Source organism: Listeria monocytogenes (assembly GCF_013282665.1).
Taxonomy (GTDB): Bacteria; Bacillota; Bacilli; order Lactobacillales; family Listeriaceae; genus Listeria; species Listeria monocytogenes_C.
Genome location: NZ_CP054041.1, coordinates 2,269,224 through 2,292,268 on the forward strand (window position 1 = coordinate 2,269,224; position 23,045 = coordinate 2,292,268).

General features: G+C 39.5%; 25 protein-coding genes and 1 riboswitch. All 25 genes read left to right on the forward strand.

The genetic code is table 11. The features are described 5' to 3' along the window. Positions 1-11: 11 nt before the first annotated feature. The 25 genes from pduA to HRK21_RS11575 all read left to right on the forward strand — a co-directional run bounded on the left by pduA (position 12) and on the right by HRK21_RS11575 (position 23,032). Positions 12-287 (forward strand): propanediol utilization microcompartment protein PduA, encoded by a 276-nt coding sequence (pduA, locus tag HRK21_RS11455; protein WP_003719364.1) that lies wholly within the window; start codon positions 12-14, stop codon positions 285-287. Between the two features lie 3 nt (positions 288-290). Beyond that, positions 291-926, forward strand: coding sequence for a phosphate propanoyltransferase (locus HRK21_RS11460; protein ID WP_070006945.1), 636 nt, complete (start codon positions 291-293; stop codon positions 924-926). A gap of 20 nt (positions 927-946) precedes the next feature. Beyond that, complete coding sequence (eutJ, locus tag HRK21_RS11465; protein WP_070006947.1) at positions 947-1,786, forward strand: ethanolamine utilization protein EutJ; 840 nt, start codon at positions 947-949, stop codon at positions 1,784-1,786. After that, on the forward strand, positions 1,783-2,262 hold the full coding sequence (gene pduM, locus HRK21_RS11470) for a PduM family microcompartment protein (protein WP_070006949.1): 480 nt from the start codon (positions 1,783-1,785) through the stop codon (positions 2,260-2,262). The genes eutJ and pduM overlap by 4 nt, the downstream gene beginning before the upstream one ends. A gap of 4 nt (positions 2,263-2,266) precedes the next feature. After that, complete coding sequence (locus HRK21_RS11475; protein ID WP_003738717.1) at positions 2,267-2,530, forward strand: EutN/CcmL family microcompartment protein; 264 nt, start codon at positions 2,267-2,269, stop codon at positions 2,528-2,530. Between the two features lie 14 nt (positions 2,531-2,544). Beyond that, complete coding sequence (locus HRK21_RS11480) at positions 2,545-3,540, forward strand: cob(I)yrinic acid a,c-diamide adenosyltransferase (RefSeq protein ID WP_070006951.1); 996 nt, start codon at positions 2,545-2,547, stop codon at positions 3,538-3,540. A gap of 6 nt (positions 3,541-3,546) precedes the next feature. Continuing rightward, positions 3,547-4,956 carry an aldehyde dehydrogenase family protein gene (locus tag HRK21_RS11485; protein ID WP_003738719.1) on the forward strand — a complete coding sequence of 470 codons (1,410 nt, stop codon included), beginning with the start codon at positions 3,547-3,549 and terminating at the stop codon, positions 4,954-4,956. A 15-nt stretch (positions 4,957-4,971) separates the two neighbouring features. Further along, entirely contained in the window at positions 4,972-6,090 is a 1,119-nt protein-coding gene (locus HRK21_RS11490; protein ID WP_003738720.1) for a 1-propanol dehydrogenase PduQ, read from the forward strand. A 27-nt stretch (positions 6,091-6,117) separates the two neighbouring features. After that, entirely contained in the window at positions 6,118-6,822 is a 705-nt protein-coding gene (locus HRK21_RS11495; protein ID WP_070006953.1) for an MIP/aquaporin family protein, read from the forward strand. Positions 6,823-6,887: 65 nt separating this feature from the next. Further along, complete coding sequence (locus HRK21_RS11500; RefSeq protein WP_070006955.1) at positions 6,888-8,081, forward strand: acetate/propionate family kinase; 1,194 nt, start codon at positions 6,888-6,890, stop codon at positions 8,079-8,081. Between the two features lie 13 nt (positions 8,082-8,094). Then, positions 8,095-9,180: a threonine-phosphate decarboxylase CobD gene (gene cobD / locus HRK21_RS11505; protein WP_070006956.1), complete on the forward strand. Its 1,086-nt coding sequence runs from the start codon at positions 8,095-8,097 to the stop codon at positions 9,178-9,180. Further along, positions 9,170-10,045 carry a GHMP family kinase ATP-binding protein gene (locus tag HRK21_RS11510; protein ID WP_070006957.1) on the forward strand — a complete coding sequence of 292 codons (876 nt, stop codon included), beginning with the start codon at positions 9,170-9,172 and terminating at the stop codon, positions 10,043-10,045. Before cobD ends, HRK21_RS11510 begins: the two co-directional genes overlap by 11 nt. A gap of 55 nt (positions 10,046-10,100) precedes the next feature. Continuing rightward, positions 10,101-10,250, forward strand: a riboswitch (adenosylcobalamin (AdoCbl) riboswitch). 383 nt (positions 10,251-10,633) lie between these two features. After that, complete coding sequence (locus HRK21_RS11515) at positions 10,634-11,773, forward strand: 1-propanol dehydrogenase PduQ (RefSeq protein ID WP_069888625.1); 1,140 nt, start codon at positions 10,634-10,636, stop codon at positions 11,771-11,773. A 274-nt stretch (positions 11,774-12,047) separates the two neighbouring features. Further along, positions 12,048-12,629, forward strand: a complete 582-nt coding sequence (locus tag HRK21_RS11520) for an ANTAR domain-containing response regulator (RefSeq protein ID WP_003724712.1) — start codon at positions 12,048-12,050, stop codon at positions 12,627-12,629. Further along, on the forward strand, positions 12,622-14,079 hold the full coding sequence (locus HRK21_RS11525) for a sensor histidine kinase (RefSeq protein ID WP_069888627.1): 1,458 nt from the start codon (positions 12,622-12,624) through the stop codon (positions 14,077-14,079). The genes HRK21_RS11520 and HRK21_RS11525 overlap by 8 nt, the downstream gene beginning before the upstream one ends. 89 nt (positions 14,080-14,168) lie before the next feature. Then, positions 14,169-15,590, forward strand: coding sequence for an ethanolamine ammonia-lyase reactivating factor EutA (gene eutA, locus HRK21_RS11530; protein ID WP_070006959.1), 1,422 nt, complete (start codon positions 14,169-14,171; stop codon positions 15,588-15,590). A 41-nt stretch (positions 15,591-15,631) separates the two neighbouring features. Next, complete coding sequence (locus HRK21_RS11535; RefSeq protein ID WP_003721574.1) at positions 15,632-16,996, forward strand: ethanolamine ammonia-lyase subunit EutB; 1,365 nt, start codon at positions 15,632-15,634, stop codon at positions 16,994-16,996. A 19-nt stretch (positions 16,997-17,015) separates the two neighbouring features. Next, the gene (eutC, locus tag HRK21_RS11540) at positions 17,016-17,897 is read left to right on the forward strand and encodes an ethanolamine ammonia-lyase subunit EutC (protein WP_069888630.1); all 882 of its coding nucleotides are present in this window, start codon (positions 17,016-17,018) and stop codon (positions 17,895-17,897) included. Positions 17,898-17,919: 22 nt separating this feature from the next. Further along, complete coding sequence (gene eutL / locus HRK21_RS11545) at positions 17,920-18,573, forward strand: ethanolamine utilization microcompartment protein EutL (protein ID WP_069888631.1); 654 nt, start codon at positions 17,920-17,922, stop codon at positions 18,571-18,573. Positions 18,574-18,587: 14 nt separating this feature from the next. After that, complete coding sequence (locus tag HRK21_RS11550; RefSeq protein ID WP_070006962.1) at positions 18,588-19,109, forward strand: BMC domain-containing protein; 522 nt, start codon at positions 18,588-18,590, stop codon at positions 19,107-19,109. Then, on the forward strand, positions 19,109-20,569 hold the full coding sequence (locus HRK21_RS11555) for an acetaldehyde dehydrogenase (acetylating) (protein ID WP_070006964.1): 1,461 nt from the start codon (positions 19,109-19,111) through the stop codon (positions 20,567-20,569). Before HRK21_RS11550 ends, HRK21_RS11555 begins: the two co-directional genes overlap by 1 nt. Before the next feature lie 31 nt (positions 20,570-20,600). Next, complete coding sequence (locus HRK21_RS11560; RefSeq protein ID WP_003719393.1) at positions 20,601-20,885, forward strand: BMC domain-containing protein; 285 nt, start codon at positions 20,601-20,603, stop codon at positions 20,883-20,885. A gap of 165 nt (positions 20,886-21,050) precedes the next feature. After that, positions 21,051-21,809 (forward strand): cobalamin adenosyltransferase family protein, encoded by a 759-nt coding sequence (locus HRK21_RS11565; protein ID WP_070006966.1) that lies wholly within the window; start codon positions 21,051-21,053, stop codon positions 21,807-21,809. A 12-nt stretch (positions 21,810-21,821) separates the two neighbouring features. Then, positions 21,822-22,463, forward strand: coding sequence for an ethanolamine utilization phosphate acetyltransferase EutD (gene eutD, locus HRK21_RS11570; protein WP_070006968.1), 642 nt, complete (start codon positions 21,822-21,824; stop codon positions 22,461-22,463). Beyond that, complete coding sequence (locus HRK21_RS11575; RefSeq protein WP_070006970.1) at positions 22,460-23,032, forward strand: TIGR02536 family ethanolamine utilization protein; 573 nt, start codon at positions 22,460-22,462, stop codon at positions 23,030-23,032. The genes eutD and HRK21_RS11575 overlap by 4 nt, the downstream gene beginning before the upstream one ends. Positions 23,033-23,045: the final 13 nt, after the last annotated feature.

Consider the following 23,045-nt stretch of genomic DNA (forward strand, 5'->3'; position numbering starts at 1 on the left):
AGGAAATAATAATGAATAATGCACTTGGAATGATTGAAACTAAAGGTCTTGTTGGCGCAATTGAAGCAGCTGACGCAATGGTAAAAGCAGCAAATGTATCATTAGTAGGGTATGAAAAAATCGGTTCAGGTCTTGTAACTGTTATGGTTCGCGGTGATGTAGGCGCAGTAAAAGCAGCAACAGATGCAGGCGCAGCAGCAGCTCGTAACGTTGGTGAAGTACAATCTATCCACGTTATCCCACGTCCACACAATGATGTAGAAACGTTGCTACCAAAAGGTCTATAAGCCGTGGAAAGAGAAGAATTAAAAGCAATAATCAAGCAAATAGTATCAGATAAACTTAGTGGTGCGAAAACAGAGATTCCTATTGGAGTCTCTAACCGCCACATCCATCTAACAGTAAATGACTATAACCAACTTTTTCCAAATGAACCTATTCAAGTGAAAAAATGGCTCAAACAACCAGGTGAATTCGCTGCCGAGCAAACCCTTACTGTTGTTTCAGAAAAAGGGGAACTGCAACGTGTTCGCATTTTAGGACCACTTCGGAAATTTTCGCAAGTAGAACTTTCTAAAACGGATGCAAGAATGCTTGGTATGAAGATTCCAATCCGCGTTTCCGGAGATATTGACGGGACACCTGGAATCAAACTCGTTTCGAAACATCGCGAAATTTGCTTATCAAAAGGCGCAATTATCGCGAAACGTCATATCCATTTACCAGAAAGTGTGGCGCATGAATATGGTGTGAAACAAGGCGATGAAGTCTCCGTTCTAGTAGGTTCAGAAATGCGAAGTCTTGTTTTAAATCATTGTACGATTCGAGTAAACAATCAATTTATACCAGAAATGCATATTGATACGGATGAAGCAAATGCAGCAGATATTGCTGGCACGTGCTTTGCAAAAATAATCAAGTCGTGACGAGATAAGGAGGTGCGGAAATGGATATTCTACAAACAGCAAATGAACGAATGGAACAGCTTGCAACGCTAATGAATAAAGATATTAAACAAAAAGTTTCTGCTGATCAGAAAGTGAAAGTTGGCGTCGATTTAGGTACTTCCTCCATCGTGTTTGTTGTTCTAGATGAACATGATGTGCCACTTTTTGGAGCGTTTGAATTCGCAGATGCTGTTCGCGATGGTCTCGTTGTCAATTACCGCGAGTCTGTAGAGGTTGTGACACGACTAAAAAACCGCGCAGAAAAATGTTTAGGTATAACTTTAACACATGCTTCTGGAGCTATCCCGCCAGGTACAGTAGGAAACAATAAAAAGGTGGTCGCCAATGTTATTGAGAGCGCCGGAATGGAAGCCTTATACACAATTGATGAACCGACCGCAGCGGCAGCCGTTCTAGGATTACAAGATGGCGCAGTTGTAGATGTTGGTGGTGGGACAACTGGAATCAGCGTTTTTGAAAATGGTGAAGTAATTTATACCGCAGATGAACCAACTGGGGGAACGCATATGACGCTTGTTCTCGCGGGATATTACGGCATTCCAGTAGAAGAAGCCGAGCAGAATAAACGCGAGCAAAAAGATTCTAGCGAGCATTTTTCAGTGATGCGTCCAGTAGTGGAAAAAATGGCAGAAATTACCCGTGTTCATCTTGAGAAATCTCCCTCAGAGCCACTTTATATTGTTGGCGGTGCTTCCGCATATAGCCAGTTCAAAGATACGTTTGAAAGCTATTTGAAGATGCCTGTTTTTCAACCGAATTATCCGCAGTATGTCACGCCACTTGGTATTGCTATGAGTTCAGGGAGCGAGAATCTATGATAGAAAAATTAGTGCCAATCATTATCCAGCGCTTGAAACTTCGTGCAACAAGTAAAACTTCTATCGCTATCAGCAAACTTCCACGTGATCCAGTTGCGATTTTTATAGAAAATGAAACGATTCGATTAACACAAGTAAACAAACATTTTCTTGAGCGAATTCTCGGTGGAAATCGAGCAGAATCACTAACTGTTTGGTTTGATAAAGCTGCGGATTATGGAGTGACGATTGAGCTTGAATTGTACGATAACGGCGAACCTTGGTTGGATTATACAATGCTTAGTCAGCTAGATTACCCTATTTTCACAAGTAAAGGGGAGCGACTTTTTCATTCCAGTAGTCAAGTAGTTTGTTATAGTGATAGCGCGGTAATTCCAAGCGGAAGTACACTTTGCAAATATAAAAAGCAGCTTATTACACCGCTTGCAAATGAATATTTAACGAAAAATAATATTGCAGTGCGGGAAAGGCAGTGACGTTATGTTTATGGCAAAAATAACAGGAAGTGTAGTTTCAACAAAAAAAGAAGACTCGCTTACTGGTAAAAAGTTAATGATTGTGCAACCGGTTGATGCAAATGGAGAAAATGTGCGATCAGAAGAAGTAGCATGTGACTCTGTTGGAGCAGGAATTGGGGAGTATGTACTTGTTGCTCGTGGAAATGCAGCTAGAAGTGTTTTTGCAGAACCAAATAGTGCGATTGATTCGGCAATTATTGCAATTGTCGATAGCTTTGATAAGTAAGGAGTGAATAACTCGTGAGTATTTATACCAAAACTGGCGATAAGGGAACGACTGCACTATTTGATGGAAATCGTGTGAAAAAATATGATGACCGTGTCGAAACGTATGGCTCATTTGATGAGCTTAATGCAGAAATTAGTGTAGCTGAAAAATTCGTTACATCTACTGAAAACAAGTCTCTACTCAGAAACATCGAACGGCAGCTATTTTACGTTTGTGCAGAGCTTGCAACAGAGCACGAAGCAGCCCTCGCCAGCAAAATTATTATTACAGAAAACGACATCAATCAACTTGAAAAAGTCGTTGATGATTACACTGCAAAGTTACCAAAAGTCGATAGTTTTGTTCTGCCTGGATCAAGCACAGCCGGAGCATTTCTTCATAGTGCAAGGACTGTCGCTAGACGTGGTGAGCGATTATTAGTTCGTTTGTCAGAACAAACAGCTATCCGAAAAGAGTTATTAAAATACGTAAATCGGTTATCGGATTTCTTGTACATCCTTGCTAGAGAAGAGGATTTTAGGCAAATGCTCGATAAAGCGACCAAGCTAATTGTTGCCAAATACTTAGAGCAAACGTGTCAAGAAAAGCCAGCTACAAGCGATTTATCTTTTTCCTTTTGTGAAAAATTAATGCACCAAGTTTGTAACGTATCGGAAGAAATTGGCGTTCCAGTAACACTTGCTATTGTTGATGCGCACGGTAATGCGAGATTTAATTATCGAATGGAGCACGCTCTTTTAGTAAGTGCAGAATTGGCAACGAAAAAAGCCTATTCCGCAGTAGCGATGAAAACAAGCACAGAAAAATTAACAGAAGCAGTTCAGCCAGGAGCCCCACTTTATCAATTAGAAACGCTGACAAATGGTGACATTGTTACCTTTGGTGGTGGTGTTCCAATCTACGGTAAAGATGGAGTTATTATTGGTGGAATGGGGATTAGCGGCGGATCAGTGGAAGAGGATATCCACATTGCGAAAAAAGCATTATCAATGATAGAGAAGGGGTAATTCTGTATGGAATCATTAGAACTCGAACAATTGGTGAAAAAAGTTCTCTTAGAAAAATTAACAGAACAAAAAGATGCACCAGTAAAAACAATGACCAAAGGCGCGAAAAGTGGAGTTTTTGAAACGGTTGATGAGGCTATTCAAGCAGCCGTTATAGCACAAAATAGCTATAAAGAAAAATCACTAGAAGAGCGTCGTAATGTTGTGAAGGCTATTCGAGAAGCACTTTATCCAGAAATTGAATCCATTGCAACACGAGCAGTTGCAGAAACTGGTATGGGAAATGTCACAGATAAAATTTTGAAAAACACGTTAGCAATTGAAAAAACGCCAGGTGTGGAAGATTTATATACAGAAGTCGCTACTGGAGATAACGGCATGACGCTTTATGAACTTTCTCCATATGGTGTAATCGGGGCTGTTGCACCAAGCACGAACCCAACGGAAACCTTGATTTGCAATACAATCGGCATGCTCGCAGCTGGGAATGCAGTATTTTATAGCCCACATCCAGGTGCCAAAGATATTTCTCTTTGGTTGATTGAAAAGTTGAATACGATTGTCCGCGAAAGTTGTGGTGTTGATAATTTAGTTGTCACCGTCGAAAAACCATCCATTCAAGCAGCGCAAGAAATGATGAATCATCCGAAAGTGCCGCTGCTTGTTATTACAGGTGGTCCAGGTGTAGTTCTTCAAGCCATGCAATCTGGTAAAAAAGTTATTGGCGCAGGTGCCGGGAATCCGCCATCCATTGTTGACGAGACAGCAAATATCGAAAAAGCAGCTGCTGATATCGTTGACGGCGCTTCTTTTGACCATAATATTCTCTGTATTGCGGAGAAAAGTATTGTTGCAGTTGATAGTATAGCCGATTTCTTAATGTTCCAAATGGAAAAAAATGGTGCACTACATGTGACCAATCCAAGCGATATTCAAAAACTAGAAAAAGTAGCTGTCACAGATAAAGGCGTGACAAACAAAAAATTAGTCGGAAAAAGTGCTTCAGAAATTTTAAAAGAAGCGGGGATTGTTTGTGATTTTTCACCACGTTTAATTATTGTGGAAACAGAAAAAACACATCCGTTTGCAACAGTAGAATTATTGATGCCGATTGTTCCTGTTGTCAGAGTTCCTAATTTTGACGAAGCGCTTGATGTCGCTATTGAGTTAGAGCAAGGCTTGCATCACACAGCAACGATGCATTCGCAAAATATTTCTAGATTAAACAAAGCTGCACGAGACATGCAAACATCCATCTTTGTCAAAAATGGTCCTTCATTTGCGGGATTGGGCTTTAGAGGAGAAGGTAGCACTACTTTCACCATTGCAACGCCTACGGGTGAAGGAACAACTACTGCGCGCCATTTTGCTAGACGTCGCCGTTGTGTTTTAACAGATGGTTTTTCGATTCGTTAAGAGGAGGCAAACTGAATGAACAGCTTTCAAATTAAAACAAAAGTAGCTTTTGGTTCGAATAGTTTACAAGTTTTACAAGAAATTAAAAATAAAAATGTCTGGATTATTTGTGACCGCTTTTTGGCTGATGGGGAAGGTCTTCAAGGATTAACAGGACAATTAGATGCATCCAATAATGTGCATATTTTCACCGATGTTGTTCCAGATCCGCCCATCTCAAAAGTAGCTGGAGGAGTTAGTGAGGCAGGCAAAATCCAACCGCAAGTCATGATAGCTTTTGGTGGTGGCTCTGCGATTGATACGGCCAAGGGAATCTACTACTTCGCCAAACGTTTGGAAAAAGTCAATATCAGTACTTTTATTGCAATTCCAACCACAAGCGGTACGGGTTCAGAAGTAACAGCCGCAACCGTTATCACTGATCCAACAACGAAAATTAAATATCCACTTTTCTTAGATGAACTAATTCCGGATATGGCTATTTTAGATGCGCAGCTGGTTGTTACCGTACCGCCAGCCATTACGGCGAACACGGGAATGGACGTCTTAACACACGCTATTGAAGCTTATGTCTCTAAAAATGCGAGCGATTATACCGATGCTCTTGGTGAAAAAAGTGTGCAATTGACGTTACGTTTCTTAACGAGCTGTTATGATGATGGTCGTAATTTAGCGAATCGGGAAAAAATGCATAATGCCTCTACTATGGCTGGAATGGCTTTTAACTGCGCTAATTTAGGGTTGAATCATAGTATTGCCCATCAACTTGGTGCACAGTTTCACGTACCACACGGTCTAGCTAATGCGATTTTACTGGATGCAGTGATTCGTTTTAACGCTTTTAAAAATCGCGAAACAGAACAAAAATATGCAGAAATGGCACGCATTTGTGGCATTGCTTCCAGATCAGACTCGAACGAAACAGCTGTCCGCTTACTTCGCGAAAGAATTGTAGCGATGATGGAACATATGCAAATGCCGCGCACGTTGACAGACGCCGGTGTAGCAAAAGAAAAAGTCTATGCAAAAATGGACGAAATTGCAACGAATGCACTGAAAGACGCTTGCTTACCAACTAGTCCTACGACACCGTCACATCAAGAACTAAAAGAAATTTTAGAACAAATCATTTAGAATTTACGTTAAAAAGGAGGATAAACTATGTCAGCATATTTGGCGGAATTTATTGGAACGATGGTTTTAATTATGTTTGGGAACGGCCTTTTAGCAGGATTGACATTAAATAAATCATTATCTCAAGGAGCAAACTGGGTAGTTGTTACATTTGGTTGGGGCTTTGCTGTAATGATCGGTATTTATGTAGCAGGAGCATATAGTGGGGCGCATTTAAATCCAGCTGTAACTATTGCGCTTGCAGTTGGAGGATCATTCCCTTGGGCAGATGTGGTGCCATATATTATCGCGCAAATCGCCGGAGCATTTGTCGGAGCATCCATCGTTATTTTACACTACTATCCGCATTTTAAAGCGACTCCCCCAGAAATTGATACACATGGTATTTTTTCCACAGGACCAGCGATTAAAAATACACCTTTCAACTTAATCAGTGAAATTATCGCAACATTTGCTTTCATTTTTGGTTTACTTATGATTGGAGCGAACAGTTTCACAGATGGTTTAAATCCATTAATCCTTGGCTTCCTAGTAGTTGCTATCGGAATGAGTTTTGGACCAACGACAGGTTATGCGATTAACCCAGCTCGTGATTTAGGACCAAGACTTGCTTACTTTTTACTACCAGTACCAAATAAAAGTGGATCAGACTGGCGTTACGCTTGGATTCCAATTGTTGGACCAATCATTGGTGGTCTCTTAGCCATTGGACTATTTAACATTTTATTATAAAAAAGCATGGAGTAAACAAGAATGACTTTGTTTACTCCTTTAAAAATGAGAAAGGACTGAGCTATATGCACAAAATTATGGCGATAAACGCAGGGAGTTCTTCACTGAAATTCCAAATTTTTACGATGCCAGGAGAAGCAGTTTTAGTTAAAGGCTTAATTGAAAGAATTGGTCTACCAGACGCCATTTTCAACATGTCCTTTCAACATGAAAAAATCAAAGAAACACGAGCAATCAACAATCACGAGGAAGCAGTCGAGATTTTACTGGAGCAGCTAAAGGCACATCAAGTAATTAATGATCTGAATGAAATTACAGGAGTCGGACATCGTGTTGCACATGGCGGAGAAGATTTTGTTACGTCCTGTGTTGTAACGGATGAAGTGGTGAAGGGAATTGAAGCTGTGACAAACCTTGCGCCGCTACATAATCCAGCGAATATCATCGGAATCAAAACATTTCGTGAATTGCTGCCAAATGCGGTTTCAGTTGCAGTATTTGATACCGCATTTCATCAAACGATTCCAGAAGAAAACTTTTTATATGCGCTTCCTTATGAACTTTATGAAAAACATCATATTCGAAAATACGGTTTTCATGGAACGAGTCATAAATATGTGGCTGGAAAAGCAGCAGAAGTTCTCGAAAAACCTTTAGAAAAATTAAAAATTATTTCTTGTCATTTAGGTAATGGAGCGAGTGTTTGTGCGATTGAAGCTGGAAAATCAGTGAATACTTCCATGGGCTTTACACCAAATGCTGGCTTGATGATGGGAACACGTTCTGGTACAATTGACGCGACAATCATCCCGTATTTAGTGGATGAATTAGGCTATAGCTTGGATGAAGTAATGCATATGATGTCTAGTGAATCAGGTGTCCTTGGTGTATCGGGAATTTCAAGTGATTTCAGAGATATCGAAATGGCAGCCAAAGAAGGTAATCCACGCGCGCTATTAACACTTCGTATGTTTACTGGCCAAATATGCAACTACATCGGTGCTTATGCCTCCGCAATGAACGGTTGCGACGCATTATTATTTACAGCGGGTGTGGGTGAAAATTCGCCCTTAATCCGCCAAATGGTAACAGAACAGTTAAGTTATCTTGGTGTAACATGCCATGTGACAAAAAATAATGCGGGTGATATGATAATTAGCAATGACGACGAAGCAGTCAAAGTGTGTATTATTCCAACCAACGAAGAACTAATGATTGCTCGTGATGTAGAACAGTGTGCAAAACAAACAATAAGTTAAGGAGCGATTTGATGTGAAAATAACGACGGCTTCTCACGGTGGCAACTATAACGAACTAGCAAAACAACACGGATTAACGAAAGAAATGGTACTCGATTTCAGTGCGAATATTAATCCACTAGGAGTTCCAGCTAGTTTGAAACAAACCATAACAGCAAATTTGGATAAACTGGTAGAATATCCAGAACCAGATTACTTGGCGCTCCGTGCGCGAATTGCCTCGTTTCATCACCTCGACCTAGCGAATGTTATCCCTGGAAACGGGGCGACTGAGCTGATTTTTGGAATTGCAAAAGTAACCAAGGCGCAAAAAGTTCTCTTACTTGCGCCTACTTTTGCGGAATATGAACGTGCTTTTTTTGATGCCGAAAAGGTTTATGCAGAGTTAACGAAAGAAACCAATTTTGCTGCGGCAGAAATCGTACTAGAAATGCTCGAACGAGATACGGATATCGAAGCTGTTTGTTTATGTAATCCAAACAATCCAACAGGACAACTTATTTCTCAGAAGGAAATGGTGAAAATTGCTAATATATGTGAAAAGCGAAACATATATTTAATTATCGATGAGGCTTTTATGGATTTTTTAGAAGAAAATGAGGCAATATCAATGATTAACTATTTAGAAAGATTTCCTCATTTAGCTATCATTCGCGCCTTTACGAAATTTTTCGCAATTCCAGGGCTAAGACTTGGTTATTTACTAACAAAAAATAATTTATTAGCTGAAGCATTATTACAAATACGCGAACCTTGGTCGATTAATACATTCGCTGACTTAGCAGGACAAATACTATTAGAAGACAAAACTTATATTAAACAAACCTACCAATGGATTCACAAGGAACGAGAATTTTTATACACAGGTCTATGCGAATTTCCAGAACTTACGGTATTCGAACCAAGTGTAAATTACATATTTTTCCACCTCGAAAAACCGCTTGATTTACGAAAAGAATTGCTTTTAAAAGGGATTTTCATCCGAAGTTGCGCTAATTACCGAGGTCTCACGGAGAATTATTACCGAGTGGCAGTGAAAAGTAGAGAAGATAATCGCCAACTCTTAACAGCGCTTGAGGTGATTTTTAGTGGAAATTAAAGCGAGGTGTCCGGCATCTTGTGGGGAACTTTTGCAAGGCTGGATTTTAGGCGGAGAGAAGCTAATTTCTTACCCAATCAACTGGTATTCCGAAGTCACTTTATCTGATAAAGTAGGACTAAATAACTCTGGGCATACAAAAGCATGGCTCGCATTCCAAACCACTTGCGAGTATTTTGGTGTGGCTAAAAGAGACCTCCCGCAAGTATCTTTACAAGTGAAGTCAACTATTCCAGTCGCAAAAGGTATGGCAAGTTCCACCGCTGATATTGCTGCAACAATCGGCGCTACAGCAAAATGGCTGAATAAATCTATCACAGAAGCTGAAATTGCCAAGCTGTGTTTACAACTAGAACCAACGGATAGCACTATTTTTGAATCACTCACTTTATTCGATCACTTAAAAGGGGACATAATTCAAAGCTCCAATTGGATGCCAAAGCTTGGCGTCGTTGTGTTAGAACCACTCACCATTTTAGAAACAGCTACTTATCGGCAAGAAAATCATCAATCGCAATTACTGAAAAACGAAGGGCAATTAGCAAAAGGAATGGACTATTTTCAACAAGCCGTCACGCAAAAATCCATTCACTTACTTGGTAAAGCCGCATCAGTTAGTGCATCCTGCAACCAAACTATTTTGCCAAAACCATTTTGGCGAGAGATTGTGGAAGTGACGGAAAACTTGAATTTAGTGGGGCTAAATGTTTCACATAGTGGCACCGTTGTCGGTATACTTTATGAACTTGAAAAAAACGATCCACTCGAAATTTTATTTGAATTAGAACGGCGCTATGTCACGACTTTTTACAGTCGATATTATTTCCGTGAGTTTGTCAGTGGCGGGGTTCAAATTATGTCGTAAAGCAAATTCTTCTTGCAAGCGTTCTATTTTATGCTATAATAATTTTGATAAACGAATTCGTTCATACAAACAGTTAGATACTGGAAGTCTGGTGAAAGTCCAGCACGGTCCCGCCACTGTAAGGAGTTAGACACTCTAAGTCAGGTCTTTTATCTAATTGTTTTAACTGGTTGTACTGCTTCGAGGCAAAGCATGTATAATTCTTGGTTCCAGTGTAGTTGTCTCACTGGGGCTTTTTTATTTGTTTTTAAAACAAATAAGCCCACTGTAAATGGTTTGGTGCCGAGAAGCTGAACGAGCTACGTTTTATCAAGCACCATACGCACAAAGATGTGCACCGCTTCGTTTTATAGTGGGCAATGCTCTTTTCAACGACGAAAAGAGTGATACAAGGAATGTATCTTCATTGCCTATTTACAAAAAAGATTTGACATTTCCACATGTTTGGTTTTTAATAAAGTGGACAAATAAAATATTTTACGGTACAAAGGCGTACTGTTTACTTAGCAAAGAAGCTTTGGGTTGGAAGAGGATATTTCTCTACTCAAAGCTTCTTTTTTTATTTTAAAAAAACTAGGAGGTAATCTCATGCAAAAAGTTAGTTTTAAAACAGATCTTTATATTGGCCAAGGAGCAACAGATCGTTTACTCGATTTTAAAGACAAACAAATCTTTATCGTAACAGACCCATTTATGGTCAGTTCCGGAATGATTAACGCGATTACAGACAAAATTGATCCATCGAATACATATACGATTTTTAGCGAAATCATCCCAGATCCACCGATTGAAAACGTGGTAGCGGGAATTGAAGTTTTGAATGAATGTGATGCGAACTTGATGATCGCAATTGGTGGCGGCTCAGCGATTGATGCAGCGAAAGCGATGAAATTTTTCGGCCAAAAACTCGGTACAGTGCGCGCAATGCCTTTCATCGTCATTCCGACAACTAGTGGAACTGGCTCAGAAGTAACTAGTTTCTCTGTTATTACAAACAAAGAAAAAGCCATTAAATACCCACTAATTACAGATGCGATTTTGCCAGATGAAGCCATTTTAGATGCAGACTTAGTAAAATCTGTTCCACCGGCAATCACAGCAGATACTGGTATGGATGTGTTAACGCATGCGCTTGAAGCCTATGTATCTACAAAAGCCAATGACTACTCGGATGCAATGGCGGAAAAAGTTATCCAACTAGTTTTCACTTATTTAGAACGTGCTTATAAAGACGGTAATGATTTAGAAGCTCGTGAAAAAATGCATAATGCGTCTTGTCTTGCAGGAATGGCATTTAACATTACTTCACTTGGCTTAAATCACGGCATTGCACATACCGCTGGTGCGAAATTTAAAATTCCGCATGGTCGTATGAATACCTTACTCTTACCGCATGTAATTAGTTACAATGCTGGAATTACAAGTGATTTTGGTAACAATCCAGATAACCGAGCAGCAGAACGTTATACAGCGATTGCCAAATTATTAAAAATGCCAGCATCGAATACCCGTCTTGGTGTTCGTAGCTTAATTAATGCTATTAAACAACTTCAAAAGAAACTCAATATGCCAACTACCTTATCCGAATGTGGTGTTAGCCGCACAGATTTAAATGAAAATATCGCTCAAATCGCGGAAGGCGCACTAAATGATGGATGTACTGCAACCAATCCTAGAATACCGACAGAAACAGATGTTAGTGCGATTCTCGAAAAAATGTTGGCATAAAAGTTATTTATTTCACAACTGGAATCAAATAACCTATTGACATCGTTTTCATGCTACTTTATAATAGAACCGAGCACAAAGACGTGTGGAATTATAAATATAGCAGAGCAACGGGGCTCCCTCAAAAATATTGCACAATATTTTTAAGGGGCTCTTTCTATTTTCTTGGAGAATTTTTTCTCTAGCTCTTTTACTCTTTCGCTCAAGTAAATGCTTCTATAGAATGATTTTGTCCTTTATTGTGACGAATCAATCAATAGCAGAAGAAGAGGACGTGACAGGAATGAATGGAAGAATTGTAATAGCCGATGATGAACCTATTACAAGAATGGACATCCGCGACATCTTAGAAGAAGCGAACTACAATGTTGTAGGGGAAGCGACAGATGGTTTTGAAGCAATCGAACTTTGCAAAAGCCATCAACCAGATCTTGTTATCATGGACATTCAAATGCCACTCTTAGACGGCTTAAAAGCAGGAAAACGAATTATTTCAGAAGGTCTTGCTGGCGGAATTATCTTACTCACCGCCTTTAGTGATCCGAAAAACACCGAGAAAGCTAAAGGGTTTGGAGCATTAGGTTATTTAGTAAAGCCACTTGATGAAAAAAGTTTGATTCCAACTGTTGAAATGAGTATTGCCAAAGGGCGAGAAACAAGAAAATTAGAGCAGCAATTAGAAAAGCTCACCAAAAAATTAGAAGAACGAAAAGTGATTGAAAAAGCAAAAGGTGTGCTTATGATTGAGAACAACATCACAGAAGAAGAAGCTTACAACATGATTCGTAACCTGAGCATGGACAAACGCTGTCCAATGATGGAAATCGCAGAAACGATTGTGATGAGCGATGACTAAAACAATTCGAGAAATGTGCTTACGCTATACAGATTTATCGGAGCACGATATTGACGAATTAATTCACACAGCCAAGTCATTAAGTGTTTCAGCCATGTATCAAGATGTGGATGTATTTATTGATGTATACAACAAGCTAACTAGTGAAGCACTTGTCATCCATCATACACCACCAAAAACAACTAAATCACTTTACAAAAACAAAGTAGTCGGAGAAACCGCCCTAAGATCTAATGAACCAGGTGTACTTAGAACATTGGAAACAGGTATGAACTCTAACGATCTACTTGCAAAAACACAAGAAAACGTATTAATTCGCCAAAAAGTTTATCCAATTCGTAATAAACAGCGAGTTATTGCCGTGCTAATTCTAGAAAATGATATTAGCGCCGAAATTAAAGCTCATTTTGAAATTGACAATGAAGAAACGGCTTATCGAGATGTTTCTACCACGCTGTCTGCTATGAGTAAACTAACGGATTCGATTACTGATCAACTAGATGATGCCATTTTGATTTTTGACCGAAACGGGATTTTGCAGCAAAAGAATTGCGCTGCAGATCAGTATTACGAAAGACTTGGTTATATGGAAGACATCCAAGGTATGCATTATGATAATTTATCCCTCGACCAGATGATGTTTGACGCAATCATGTATCAAATTGAAACGGGAAAACAACCAATTCAGCTAAAAAAAGAAGTGGTTATCGCCGGGAATTACTTTATTATGAAGCAGATTTTCGTAAAAGAAGAGGACGAGCAGGAATGCCGTTTTATTCTCATCTTACATGACGTCACGGATATTAAAGTGAAAGAAGCAGAAATTGTTTCTAAATCCGTCGCCATTCGTGAAATTCATCATCGTGTCAAAAATAATTTGCAATCTGTTGTTTCCTTGTTACGAATTCAAGGCAGACGTTCTACAAGTGTGGAGGCACAGAAGATTCTAAATGAAAGTGTCAGCCGAATCCTTGCTATTGCAGCGACACACGAGCTTTTATCGAAGCAAATGGAAGATGGCATTAACCTCTATATGGTTATTGAAACAGTCGCCTACAATATTGAAAGATGTTGTACAGATTGTCCAAAAGTAGCTGTTAGAATGGATATTGATAAACGAATTTATTTGGACAGTGACCGAACTGTGGCGCTGGCGCTTGTCATGAATGAGCTTTTACAAAACTCCTATGATCACGCATTCCATCCAAATGAATCAGGCGAAATTTTACTACAAATAAAAGAAGAGAAAAATATTATTCACGCAGAAGTAACAGACAATGGTCATGGATTCAACGTTCGTAAAGTGTCCGAAAAAAGCTTAGGACTTTCCATTGTTAAGAGTTACATTAAAGATAAACTTCGAGGCAAAGTAACCATTGAATCGAATGAACATGGTACAAAAACAATGTTTGATTTTAAATACAATTCTATCCATGCTACAAAGAAGTAGCTATGAAAAAGCGATGAAGCTTAAAGCCAAGTAACGATACTGTTATTTGTCTTTAAGCTTTTTCTTTTTGCTAGAAAGGAGTGAGGGTTTTGACGGAAACAATTTTAAGTGTAGGGATTGACCTTGGTACGTCGACAACACAACTCATTTTATCCGAGTTAGAAATTCAAAATATGGCATCAAGTTTCACCGTGCCGCGTATTGTCATTTCAGATAAGCGGATTATTTTTAGAAGTGAGATTCTGTTCACACCGATTCTTGCTGATAATTTGATTGACGTGGAGGCAATTCGTGATTTTGTAACGAAAGAATATGCCAATGCAGGAATTAAAAAAGAAGAAATTGGTATGGGGGCAGTTATTATCACAGGTGAAACAGCTCGTAAAGATAACGCCAGCAACGTATTAGATGCAATGAGTGGTTTTGCTGGGGATTTTGTTGTAGCAACAGCAGGGCCTGACTTAGAAAGTATCATTGCTGGGAAAGGAGCAGGTGCCCATACCTATGCCAAAGAGAATAATACCTCTGTAGTGAATCTGGATATTGGCGGCGGAACCACGAACTTATCACTGTTTGATCGCGGGGAACTCATTGATACTGCTTGCTTAGATATTGGTGGTCGGTTAATTAAAGTAGACCGTGAAACAAGAAAAATCACCTATATTGCTCCCAAAATTCAAGCTTTAATAGAAAAACGAGGTTATCCGGTGAAACTTGGTGAAACAACTTCACCAGAAAACTTGCAACCCGTTTTAGGTGAAATGGTGGAGCTGCTTAAGAATAGTGTTGGCCTCGGGGCGCCAAATGATTTTTATGAAACAATCATTACGAATAAAGGATTGAAATTCTTAACGGAGATTGAATGTATCTCTTTTTCCGGAGGCGTTGCAGATTGCATCTCAACTGGTGCGCTAAGTGATCCTTTTAGATATGGAGATATTGGGTTATTGCTAGGAAAAGCGATTGCAGAATCTAGTTTAATGACTGAAAAAAAGTATATCGAATCTGTCGAAACCATACGGGCAACAGTGGTCGGAGCCGGTTCACACACAGCTGAAATTAGCGGTAGTACGATTACTTACACCGAGAAAATCTTCCCAGTAAAAAATATTCCCATTTTGAAACTTGCCAAACAAGAAGAAAATGAAAATATGGCAGAAGTCATCAAGGATAAACTTAACTGGTTCAAAATAGATAACGATATGGAACGTATTGCGCTTGCAATTGAAGGCGAAAATAGCCCAAGTTTCCAGCAAGTAACAGAATATGCGAAAGCCATTTGCGAAGGAATGAAAGAACCAATCGCACTTGGACATCCCTTAATTATCATTACTTGGCACGACATGGCAAAAGCCCTCGGACAAAGCATCTTCGGGCATTTACCAGCCGGTCATCCACTAATTTGCTTGGATAGTGTCAAAGTCGATAATGGTGATTATATTGATATAGGAAAACCAGTTGCTGACGGGAAAGTGCTACCAGTAGTAGTAAAAACCTTAGTCTTTAACTGATCCACATAAATAGCTTTAATTTTGAGAGGAGGATTTATCGAATGATTTTAAAAACGAATTTATTCGGCCATACATACCAGTTCAAATCCATCACTGATGTGTTGGCAAAAGCAAACGAAGAAAAATCAGGCGATCGCTTAGCCGGAGTTGCTGCTGAATCTGCAGAAGAACGTGTAGCTGCAAAAGTGGTGCTTTCTAAAATGACGCTTGGAGATTTACGTAATAATCCGGTTGTCCCATATGAAACAGATGAGGTAACGCGTATTATTCAAGACCAAGTAAATGACCGTATCCATGATTCCATCAAAAACTGGACAGTGGAAGAATTACGGGAATGGATTTTAGACCATAAAACAACAGATGCTGACATTAAACGTGTTGCACGCGGCCTAACATCAGAAATTATTGCTGCTGTTACAAAACTAATGTCCAATCTAGATTTAATTTATGGCGCGAAAAAAATCCGTGTAATCGCACATGCGAATACAACAATCGGTCTTCCTGGAACTTTCTCCGCTAGACTACAACCAAACCATCCAACTGATGATCCTGATGGTATCCTTGCTTCATTAATGGAAGGATTAACTTACGGGATTGGGGATGCGGTAATCGGACTTAACCCAGTAGATGATTCTACTGATAGCGTTGTTCGTTTACTTAATAAATTTGAAGAATTCCGCAGCAAATGGGATGTGCCAACACAAACTTGTGTACTTGCACACGTGAAGACTCAAATGGAAGCAATGCGTCGCGGCGCTCCAACTGGTCTTGTATTCCAATCTATCGCAGGTTCTGAAAAAGGTAATACAGCTTTCGGTTTTGACGGAGCAACTATTGAAGAAGCTAGACAATTAGCCCTTCAAAGCGGTGCTGCAACTGGACCAAACGTTATGTATTTTGAAACAGGACAAGGTTCTGAACTTTCTTCTGACGCTCATTTCGGCGTAGACCAAGTAACAATGGAAGCTCGTTGTTATGGATTCGCGAAGAAATTTGATCCATTCCTAGTAAATACAGTAGTTGGATTTATCGGACCCGAGTACTTATATGATTCCAAACAAGTAATTCGCGCTGGCCTTGAAGATCACTTCATGGGTAAATTAACTGGTATCTCTATGGGCTGTGACGTTTGTTACACAAACCATATGAAAGCCGATCAAAACGACGTAGAAAACTTGTCAGTACTTCTAACTGCAGCAGGATGTAACTTTATCATGGGTATTCCTCATGGTGATGACGTTATGCTTAACTACCAAACAACTGGTTATCACGAAACAGCCACTTTACGTGAATTATTTGGCCTAAAACCAATTAAAGAATTTGATCAGTGGATGGAAAAAATGGGATTCAGCGAAAATGGTAAATTAACTAGCCGTGCTGGAGATGCATCTATTTTCCTAAAATAAGGAAGGGAGGAACTAAGCGATGAACGAACAAGAATTAAAACAAATGATTGAAGGCATTTTAACAGAAATGTCCGGTGGTAAAACAACCGATACAGTAGCAGCTGCGCCAACTAAATCTGTAGTTGAAACAGTTGTAACAGAAGGTAGCATCCCGGATATTACTGAAGTAGATATCAAAAAACAATTACTAGTACCAGAACCAGCTGATCGTGAAGGTTATTTGAAAATGAAACAAATGACACCGGCTCGACTTGGTTTATGGCGTGCTGGTCCACGTTACAAAACAGAAACCATTCTTCGTTTCCGTGCGGACCATGCCGTAGCACAAGATTCCGTTTTCTCTTACGTTTCTGAGGATTTAGTCAAAGAAATGAACTTCATCCCAGTTAACACTAAATGTCAAGATAAAGATGAATACTTAACTCGCCCAGACTTAGGTCGTGAATTTGATAACGAAATGATAGAAGTGATTCGTGCGAATACAACGAAAAACGCTAAACTACAAATCGTTGTTGGTGATGGACTTAGCTCAGCGGCAATTGAAGCTAACATCAAAGATATCTTGCCATCCATTAAACAAGGTTTGAAAATGTATAACTTAGATTTTGATAACATTATTTTCGTTAAACATTGTCGTGTACCTTCTATGGATCAAATCGGTGAAATCACTGGGGCTGAAGTAGTTTGCTTACTTGTAGGTGAACGTCCAGGCCTAGTCACTGCTGAATCCATGAGTGCCTATATTGCATACAAACCAACAATTGGTATGCCAGAAGCTCGTCGTACGGTGATTTCTAACATCCATAGCGGCGGAACTCCACCAGTGGAAGCAGGCGCATACATTGCTGAATTAATTCACAATATGCTTGAGAAAAAATGTTCTGGTATTGATTTAAAATAAGCTAGTTAGAGGAGGAAACTTCATGAAAAATGATAAATTACCTGCATCCGTTTTAAGTGTCAAAGTTGTATCTAACGTAGACAATGGTCTATTTAAACAACTAGACTTAAAACCGCATCAAAGAAGCCTTGGTATTATTACATCTGATTGTGATGATGTAACTTACACAGCGCTTGACGAAGCAACAAAAGCAGCAGAAGTAGATGTTGTTTATGCGAAAAGTATGTATGCTGGTGCTGGAAATGCATCCACAAAATTCGCTGGTGAAGTTATCGGTATTATTGCCGGACCAAGCCCTGCGGAAGTAAAAAGTGGTCTTTCTGTAGCAGTAGATTTCATCGAAAATGGCGCTAGCTTTGTTAGTGCAAATGAAGATGATAGTGTTCCTTACTTCGCACACTGTGTTTCAAGAACTGGTTCATTCCTTTCAAAAGAAGCGAATGTTGCAGAAGGCGAAGCGATTGCTTACTTAATCGCCCCTCCACTTGAAGCGATGTATGCGTTAGATGCAGCACTAAAAGCAGCAGACGTAACAATTGGAGCTTTCTATGGCCCACCGTCCGAAACAAACTTCGGCGGAGCACTTTTGACTGGTAGCCAATCTGCATGTAAAGCAGCTTGTGACGCTTTCAAAATGGCGGTAGAAAATGTGGCTGAAAATCCACTTCAATATTAAGGTGGTGCTAAAAAATGCCAAATGAAGCGCTTGGTTTAATTGAAGTCACAGGTTTTCTTGGTGCTGTTGTTGCTGCTGATACTTGTTTAAAAGCAGCAAATGTCGAACTGATTCAATGTGAAGTCATTAGCGGCGGTTTAACAACGGTTGAATTAACTGGTGATGTAGGTGCAGTAAATGCAGCTATTGAAGCAGGGAAAGTTGCAACAGAAGACTTAGGTTGTTTAGTATCAAGCCATGTTATTGCAAGAATGAGCGAAGATACAAAGGCACTTTTTGTTCCTCAAGAAGAAGTTAAACCACAACCAAAAGAAGTCAAACAAGAAGAACCAAAAGAAGTTATTCAACAAGTCGTAGAAGTGAAAACAAACACGAAAAGTACAGAGAAAAAACTTCGCGCAATGAAAGTTATTGATCTAAGGAAACTTGCTTACACATTAGATAATGTGCCTATTCCAAAGAGCAAGATTAAATATGCGAACAAGGATAAACTTGTTCACGCACTAAAAGACATTTATGGAAGGAGTGAAAACTAGTGGCACTAGAAGATAGAGATTTACGCTCAATCCAAGAAGTTCGTAACCTCATTGACTCAGCTAACAAAGCACAAAAAGAACTTGCTGCAATGAGCCAACAACAAATTGATACAATTGTAAAAGCAATAGCTGATGCCGGTTATGGTGCTCGCGAAAAACTTGCGAAAATGGCCCATGAAGAAACTGGTTTCGGAATTTGGCAAGACAAAGTAATCAAAAACGTCTTTGCGTCGAAACATGTTTACAATTACATCAAAGATATGAAAACCATTGGTATGTTAAAAGAAGATAACGAAAAGAAAGTAATGGAGGTTGCAGTTCCACTTGGCGTAGTAGCAGGATTAATTCCTTCTACCAACCCTACATCCACTGTTATTTACAAAACACTTATTTCCATTAAAGCCGGAAATAGTATCGTATTTTCTCCACATCCAAACGCACTAAAAGCGATTCTTGAAACAGTAAGAATTATTAGTGAAGCAGCAGAAAAAGCTGGGTGTCCAAAAGGCGCTATCAGCTGTATGACTGTTCCAACCATCCAAGGAACAGATCAACTGATGAAACACAAAGATACAGCAGTTATCCTTGCAACAGGTGGTTCTGCAATGGTAAAAGCGGCTTATTCATCTGGTACTCCAGCAATTGGAGTTGGCCCAGGTAATGGCCCAGCATTTATCGAACGTAGTGCTAACATTCCTCGCGCAGTGAAACATATTCTTGATTCCAAAACATTCGATAACGGAACAATTTGCGCATCTGAGCAATCTGTCGTTGTTGAACGTGTGAATAAAGAAGCTGTCATTGCTGAATTTAGAAAACAAGGGGCACACTTCTTATCAGATGCAGAAGCTGTTCAACTTGGTAAATTCATCTTACGTCCAAATGGTTCGATGAATCCAGCAATCGTAGGTAAAAGCGTGCAACATATCGCTAACCTTGCTGGTCTAACTGTTCCAGCTGACGCAAGAGTACTTATCGCTGAAGAAACAAAAGTTGGCGCTAAAATCCCTTATTCAAGAGAAAAATTAGCTCCAATCTTGGCTTTCTATACAGCCGAAACTTGGCAAGAAGCTTGCGAACTTAGCATGGATATTCTTTATCATGAAGGAGCTGGACATACTTTAATCATCCACTCTGAAGATAAAGAAATCATCCGCGAATTCGCGCTGAAAAAACCAGTTTCCCGTCTCTTAGTTAATACACCAGGAGCACTTGGTGGAATTGGCGCAACAACCAATCTTGTACCTGCTTTAACACTTGGTTGTGGGGCAGTTGGAGGAAGTTCATCATCTGATAATATCGGACCTGAAAATCTTTTCAACATTCGTCGCATCGCTACTGGCGTTTTAGAGTTAGAAGATATTCGTAAAGAAGAAAACCAAGCAACATCTGAACTTCCGGTTGATGCAGACGCACTCATCCAAAGTTTAGTCGAAAAAGTTTTAGCAGAATTAAAATAAAAAATAAAACACTAATTGGAGGAATTTTAAAATGGCAAACGCAAACGCATTAGGTATGATCGAAACTAAAGGTTTAGTAGGAGCAGTAGAAGCAGCAGACGCAATGGTGAAAGCAGCTAACGTAACACTTATGGGTAAAGAACAAGTTGGTGGCGGTCTAGTAACAGTTATGGTTCGCGGCGATGTTGGCGCAGTGAAAGCAGCAACAGATGCAGGCGCAGCAGCAGCAGAACGCGTTGGTGAATTACTATCTGTACACGTAATCCCACGTCCACACAGCGAAGTAGATGCAATTCTACCAAAAAGCGCTGAATAAGACTATCTTTTAACATAAATCAGGAAAAAGCGTGAGCGTAAGGCAAAAGGGTTCCATCAGACTCGGAAATTGCCCGAAACTTTCGCTTTTTACCAGATTTAAGCAATACAAAGCTTCCCAACATTACTAACACCAATTGTAAATGGGACAAAAGGATGTGGTTCTTTGGCTATTTTGACAGAAGATGAGTTACGAAAAGCCTATTTACACACCGATTTAAAAACAACGAAAAAACTAGATATAAAAAAAGGAACAATTATCACACCTTCAGCGAAGAGTTTCTTATCTGAAAAGAAAATTGACCTTCATTATATTGATGAAATTGCAGAAACAAAAGTAGTAGTGGAGCCAGTGAAAAAAGAAACTACTACTAGAGCAAAGTTCCAAACGATTTATGGTGGAGCATTAGATGAGAAGCCTGAACATATGACGCATTTGCGTGGTAACCTGCTTGTGTTTAAAGACCATCCACAAATCGCTTTCCGCGGAAAATTAGATACACTGGAAGCTGAAATTCTGGAAACCCAATGTTCCGTTGCAGCTGAGTTTAAAGATCTGGCGGAAGATTTACAAGAAGTCCTCACCTTTGTAAGAAATATTGTACGATCGGAAGTTTTAAACGAGCAAATCGAATCAGTTCATTTGCTTGGAATGGATGAAAAAGAACTGCGGGAACGTAGTCATAATCCGAAAAAATACTATCAAATGACACATTTTATGCCTGATTATACGATGGGTAATGCGGTCATTCGATTAAACAAAATAAGAACGATGGTCCGCGAAACGGAATTAGCTGCCTTTTTAGCATTTAAGGAAGCCGATTATTCCATTAAACGACCAGACATCATTCAAGCGCTTAACCGATTGTCTAGTTTATTCTGGATACTGATGTTCCGCGTGAGAACAGGTGAATATAAAAAGTAAGGAGGCTTATTCATGAATAATGAGTTAATAACAAGCCTTATTGAAGAAGTCACTCGCCGTGCGTTACTTGAAACTGGCGTAGAAATAGAAGCATCTGGCCGCCACGTTCATTTAGATCGTGAAACTGTTGATGCACTATTTGGACCTGGGTATGAACTTACTCATTTCCGTGACCTATCTCAACCAGGTCAATATGTTTGTAAAGAAAGAATTAGCATCGTTGGACCAAAAAGCGTTATTCATAACGTGGTAATTTTAGGCCCAATCCGTAAAAAAACACAAGTAGAAATAAGCTCCACAGATGGCACGGCGCTGGGCATTAAAGCACCGGTTCGTGAAAGTGGAGACATAGCAGGGACACCAGGAATTTTACTATTATCCGCAAAAAACAGTGTTCAATTATCAGAAGGACTTATTGTTGCAAAACGCCATATTCATATGACGCCTGCTGATGCAGAAAAACAACAAGTATCCCAAAGTGAAATTGTTCAAGTGAAAATTAACGGTGACAGACCACTAATTTTTGATGATGTTGTTGTTCGGATTAGCCCTGATTTTGCTACATATATGCACATTGATTATGACGAAGCCAACGCATGTGGTTTTAAAAAGGGAATTCGAGGTCAAATAATCAAGAAAACAAAGGCTAAATGAGTATGGAACTAGATGCACTCATAAAAGCTGTCACCGAGGAAGTCATGAGACGATTGCAACTTCCAGAGAAAAAAATGATTATCATGGGACAAGATTCAGAACACACTCTCAGACAGTGTTATCAAAAAGAATATCAAGTTTCGCTTTATGATCGTTCTGAACGTGCATGCGACATTTTACTACTGGAAGAATTGGATATCGCTGAATTAGCTCGAATAAGTTTATTTGCACCGATGAATAAAAAAGAACAATTTATTACAGATCACCTTTTAGCAGGACGGCCAACTTGGATGATGAAGAGTGGCATCAAAGCGCATGCTTACAAACGTTCCGCTAAATATGGTATCAGACAACTTTTTCAAGAATATGAGGAGAAACTGAGCCGATTTGGTGTCGAATTTATCGAAAGTCCGGTAAAAGAGACCAAAGAAAGTAAAGTTATCACCGAACAGGATGTTGAAAAACTTACTAAAAACAAAAGCGAATTCATTTTGCCTAAAGGAAGTTTCTTAACACCACTTGCAAAAGATTACTTACAGGAAAATCGAATTAGCATTAAAGAAAGTTAGGAAGGAAGAGCGG

What these genes read in the sequence shown, in the direction of transcription:
- pduA (WP_003719364.1), top strand. Translation starts at nt 12, where the DNA reads ATGAATAATGCACTTGGAATGATTGAAACTAAAGGTCTTGTTGGCGCA.
- eutJ (WP_070006947.1), top strand. Translation starts at nt 947, where the DNA reads ATGGATATTCTACAAACAGCAAATGAACGAATGGAACAGCTTGCAACG.
- pduM (WP_070006949.1), top strand. Translation starts at nt 1,783, where the DNA reads ATGATAGAAAAATTAGTGCCAATCATTATCCAGCGCTTGAAACTTCGT.
- HRK21_RS11475 (WP_003738717.1), top strand. Translation starts at nt 2,267, where the DNA reads ATGTTTATGGCAAAAATAACAGGAAGTGTAGTTTCAACAAAAAAAGAA.
- HRK21_RS11485 (WP_003738719.1), top strand. Translation starts at nt 3,547, where the DNA reads ATGGAATCATTAGAACTCGAACAATTGGTGAAAAAAGTTCTCTTAGAA.
- HRK21_RS11490 (WP_003738720.1), top strand. Translation starts at nt 4,972, where the DNA reads ATGAACAGCTTTCAAATTAAAACAAAAGTAGCTTTTGGTTCGAATAGT.
- HRK21_RS11495 (WP_070006953.1), top strand. Translation starts at nt 6,118, where the DNA reads ATGTCAGCATATTTGGCGGAATTTATTGGAACGATGGTTTTAATTATG.
- HRK21_RS11500 (WP_070006955.1), top strand. Translation starts at nt 6,888, where the DNA reads ATGCACAAAATTATGGCGATAAACGCAGGGAGTTCTTCACTGAAATTC.
- HRK21_RS11515 (WP_069888625.1), top strand. Translation starts at nt 10,634, where the DNA reads ATGCAAAAAGTTAGTTTTAAAACAGATCTTTATATTGGCCAAGGAGCA.
- HRK21_RS11525 (WP_069888627.1), top strand. Translation starts at nt 12,622, where the DNA reads ATGACTAAAACAATTCGAGAAATGTGCTTACGCTATACAGATTTATCG.
- HRK21_RS11535 (WP_003721574.1), top strand. Translation starts at nt 15,632, where the DNA reads ATGATTTTAAAAACGAATTTATTCGGCCATACATACCAGTTCAAATCC.
- eutC (WP_069888630.1), top strand. Translation starts at nt 17,016, where the DNA reads ATGAACGAACAAGAATTAAAACAAATGATTGAAGGCATTTTAACAGAA.
- eutL (WP_069888631.1), top strand. Translation starts at nt 17,920, where the DNA reads ATGAAAAATGATAAATTACCTGCATCCGTTTTAAGTGTCAAAGTTGTA.
- HRK21_RS11550 (WP_070006962.1), top strand. Translation starts at nt 18,588, where the DNA reads ATGCCAAATGAAGCGCTTGGTTTAATTGAAGTCACAGGTTTTCTTGGT.
- HRK21_RS11560 (WP_003719393.1), top strand. Translation starts at nt 20,601, where the DNA reads ATGGCAAACGCAAACGCATTAGGTATGATCGAAACTAAAGGTTTAGTA.
- eutD (WP_070006968.1), top strand. Translation starts at nt 21,822, where the DNA reads ATGAATAATGAGTTAATAACAAGCCTTATTGAAGAAGTCACTCGCCGT.
- HRK21_RS11575 (WP_070006970.1), top strand. Translation starts at nt 22,460, where the DNA reads ATGAGTATGGAACTAGATGCACTCATAAAAGCTGTCACCGAGGAAGTC.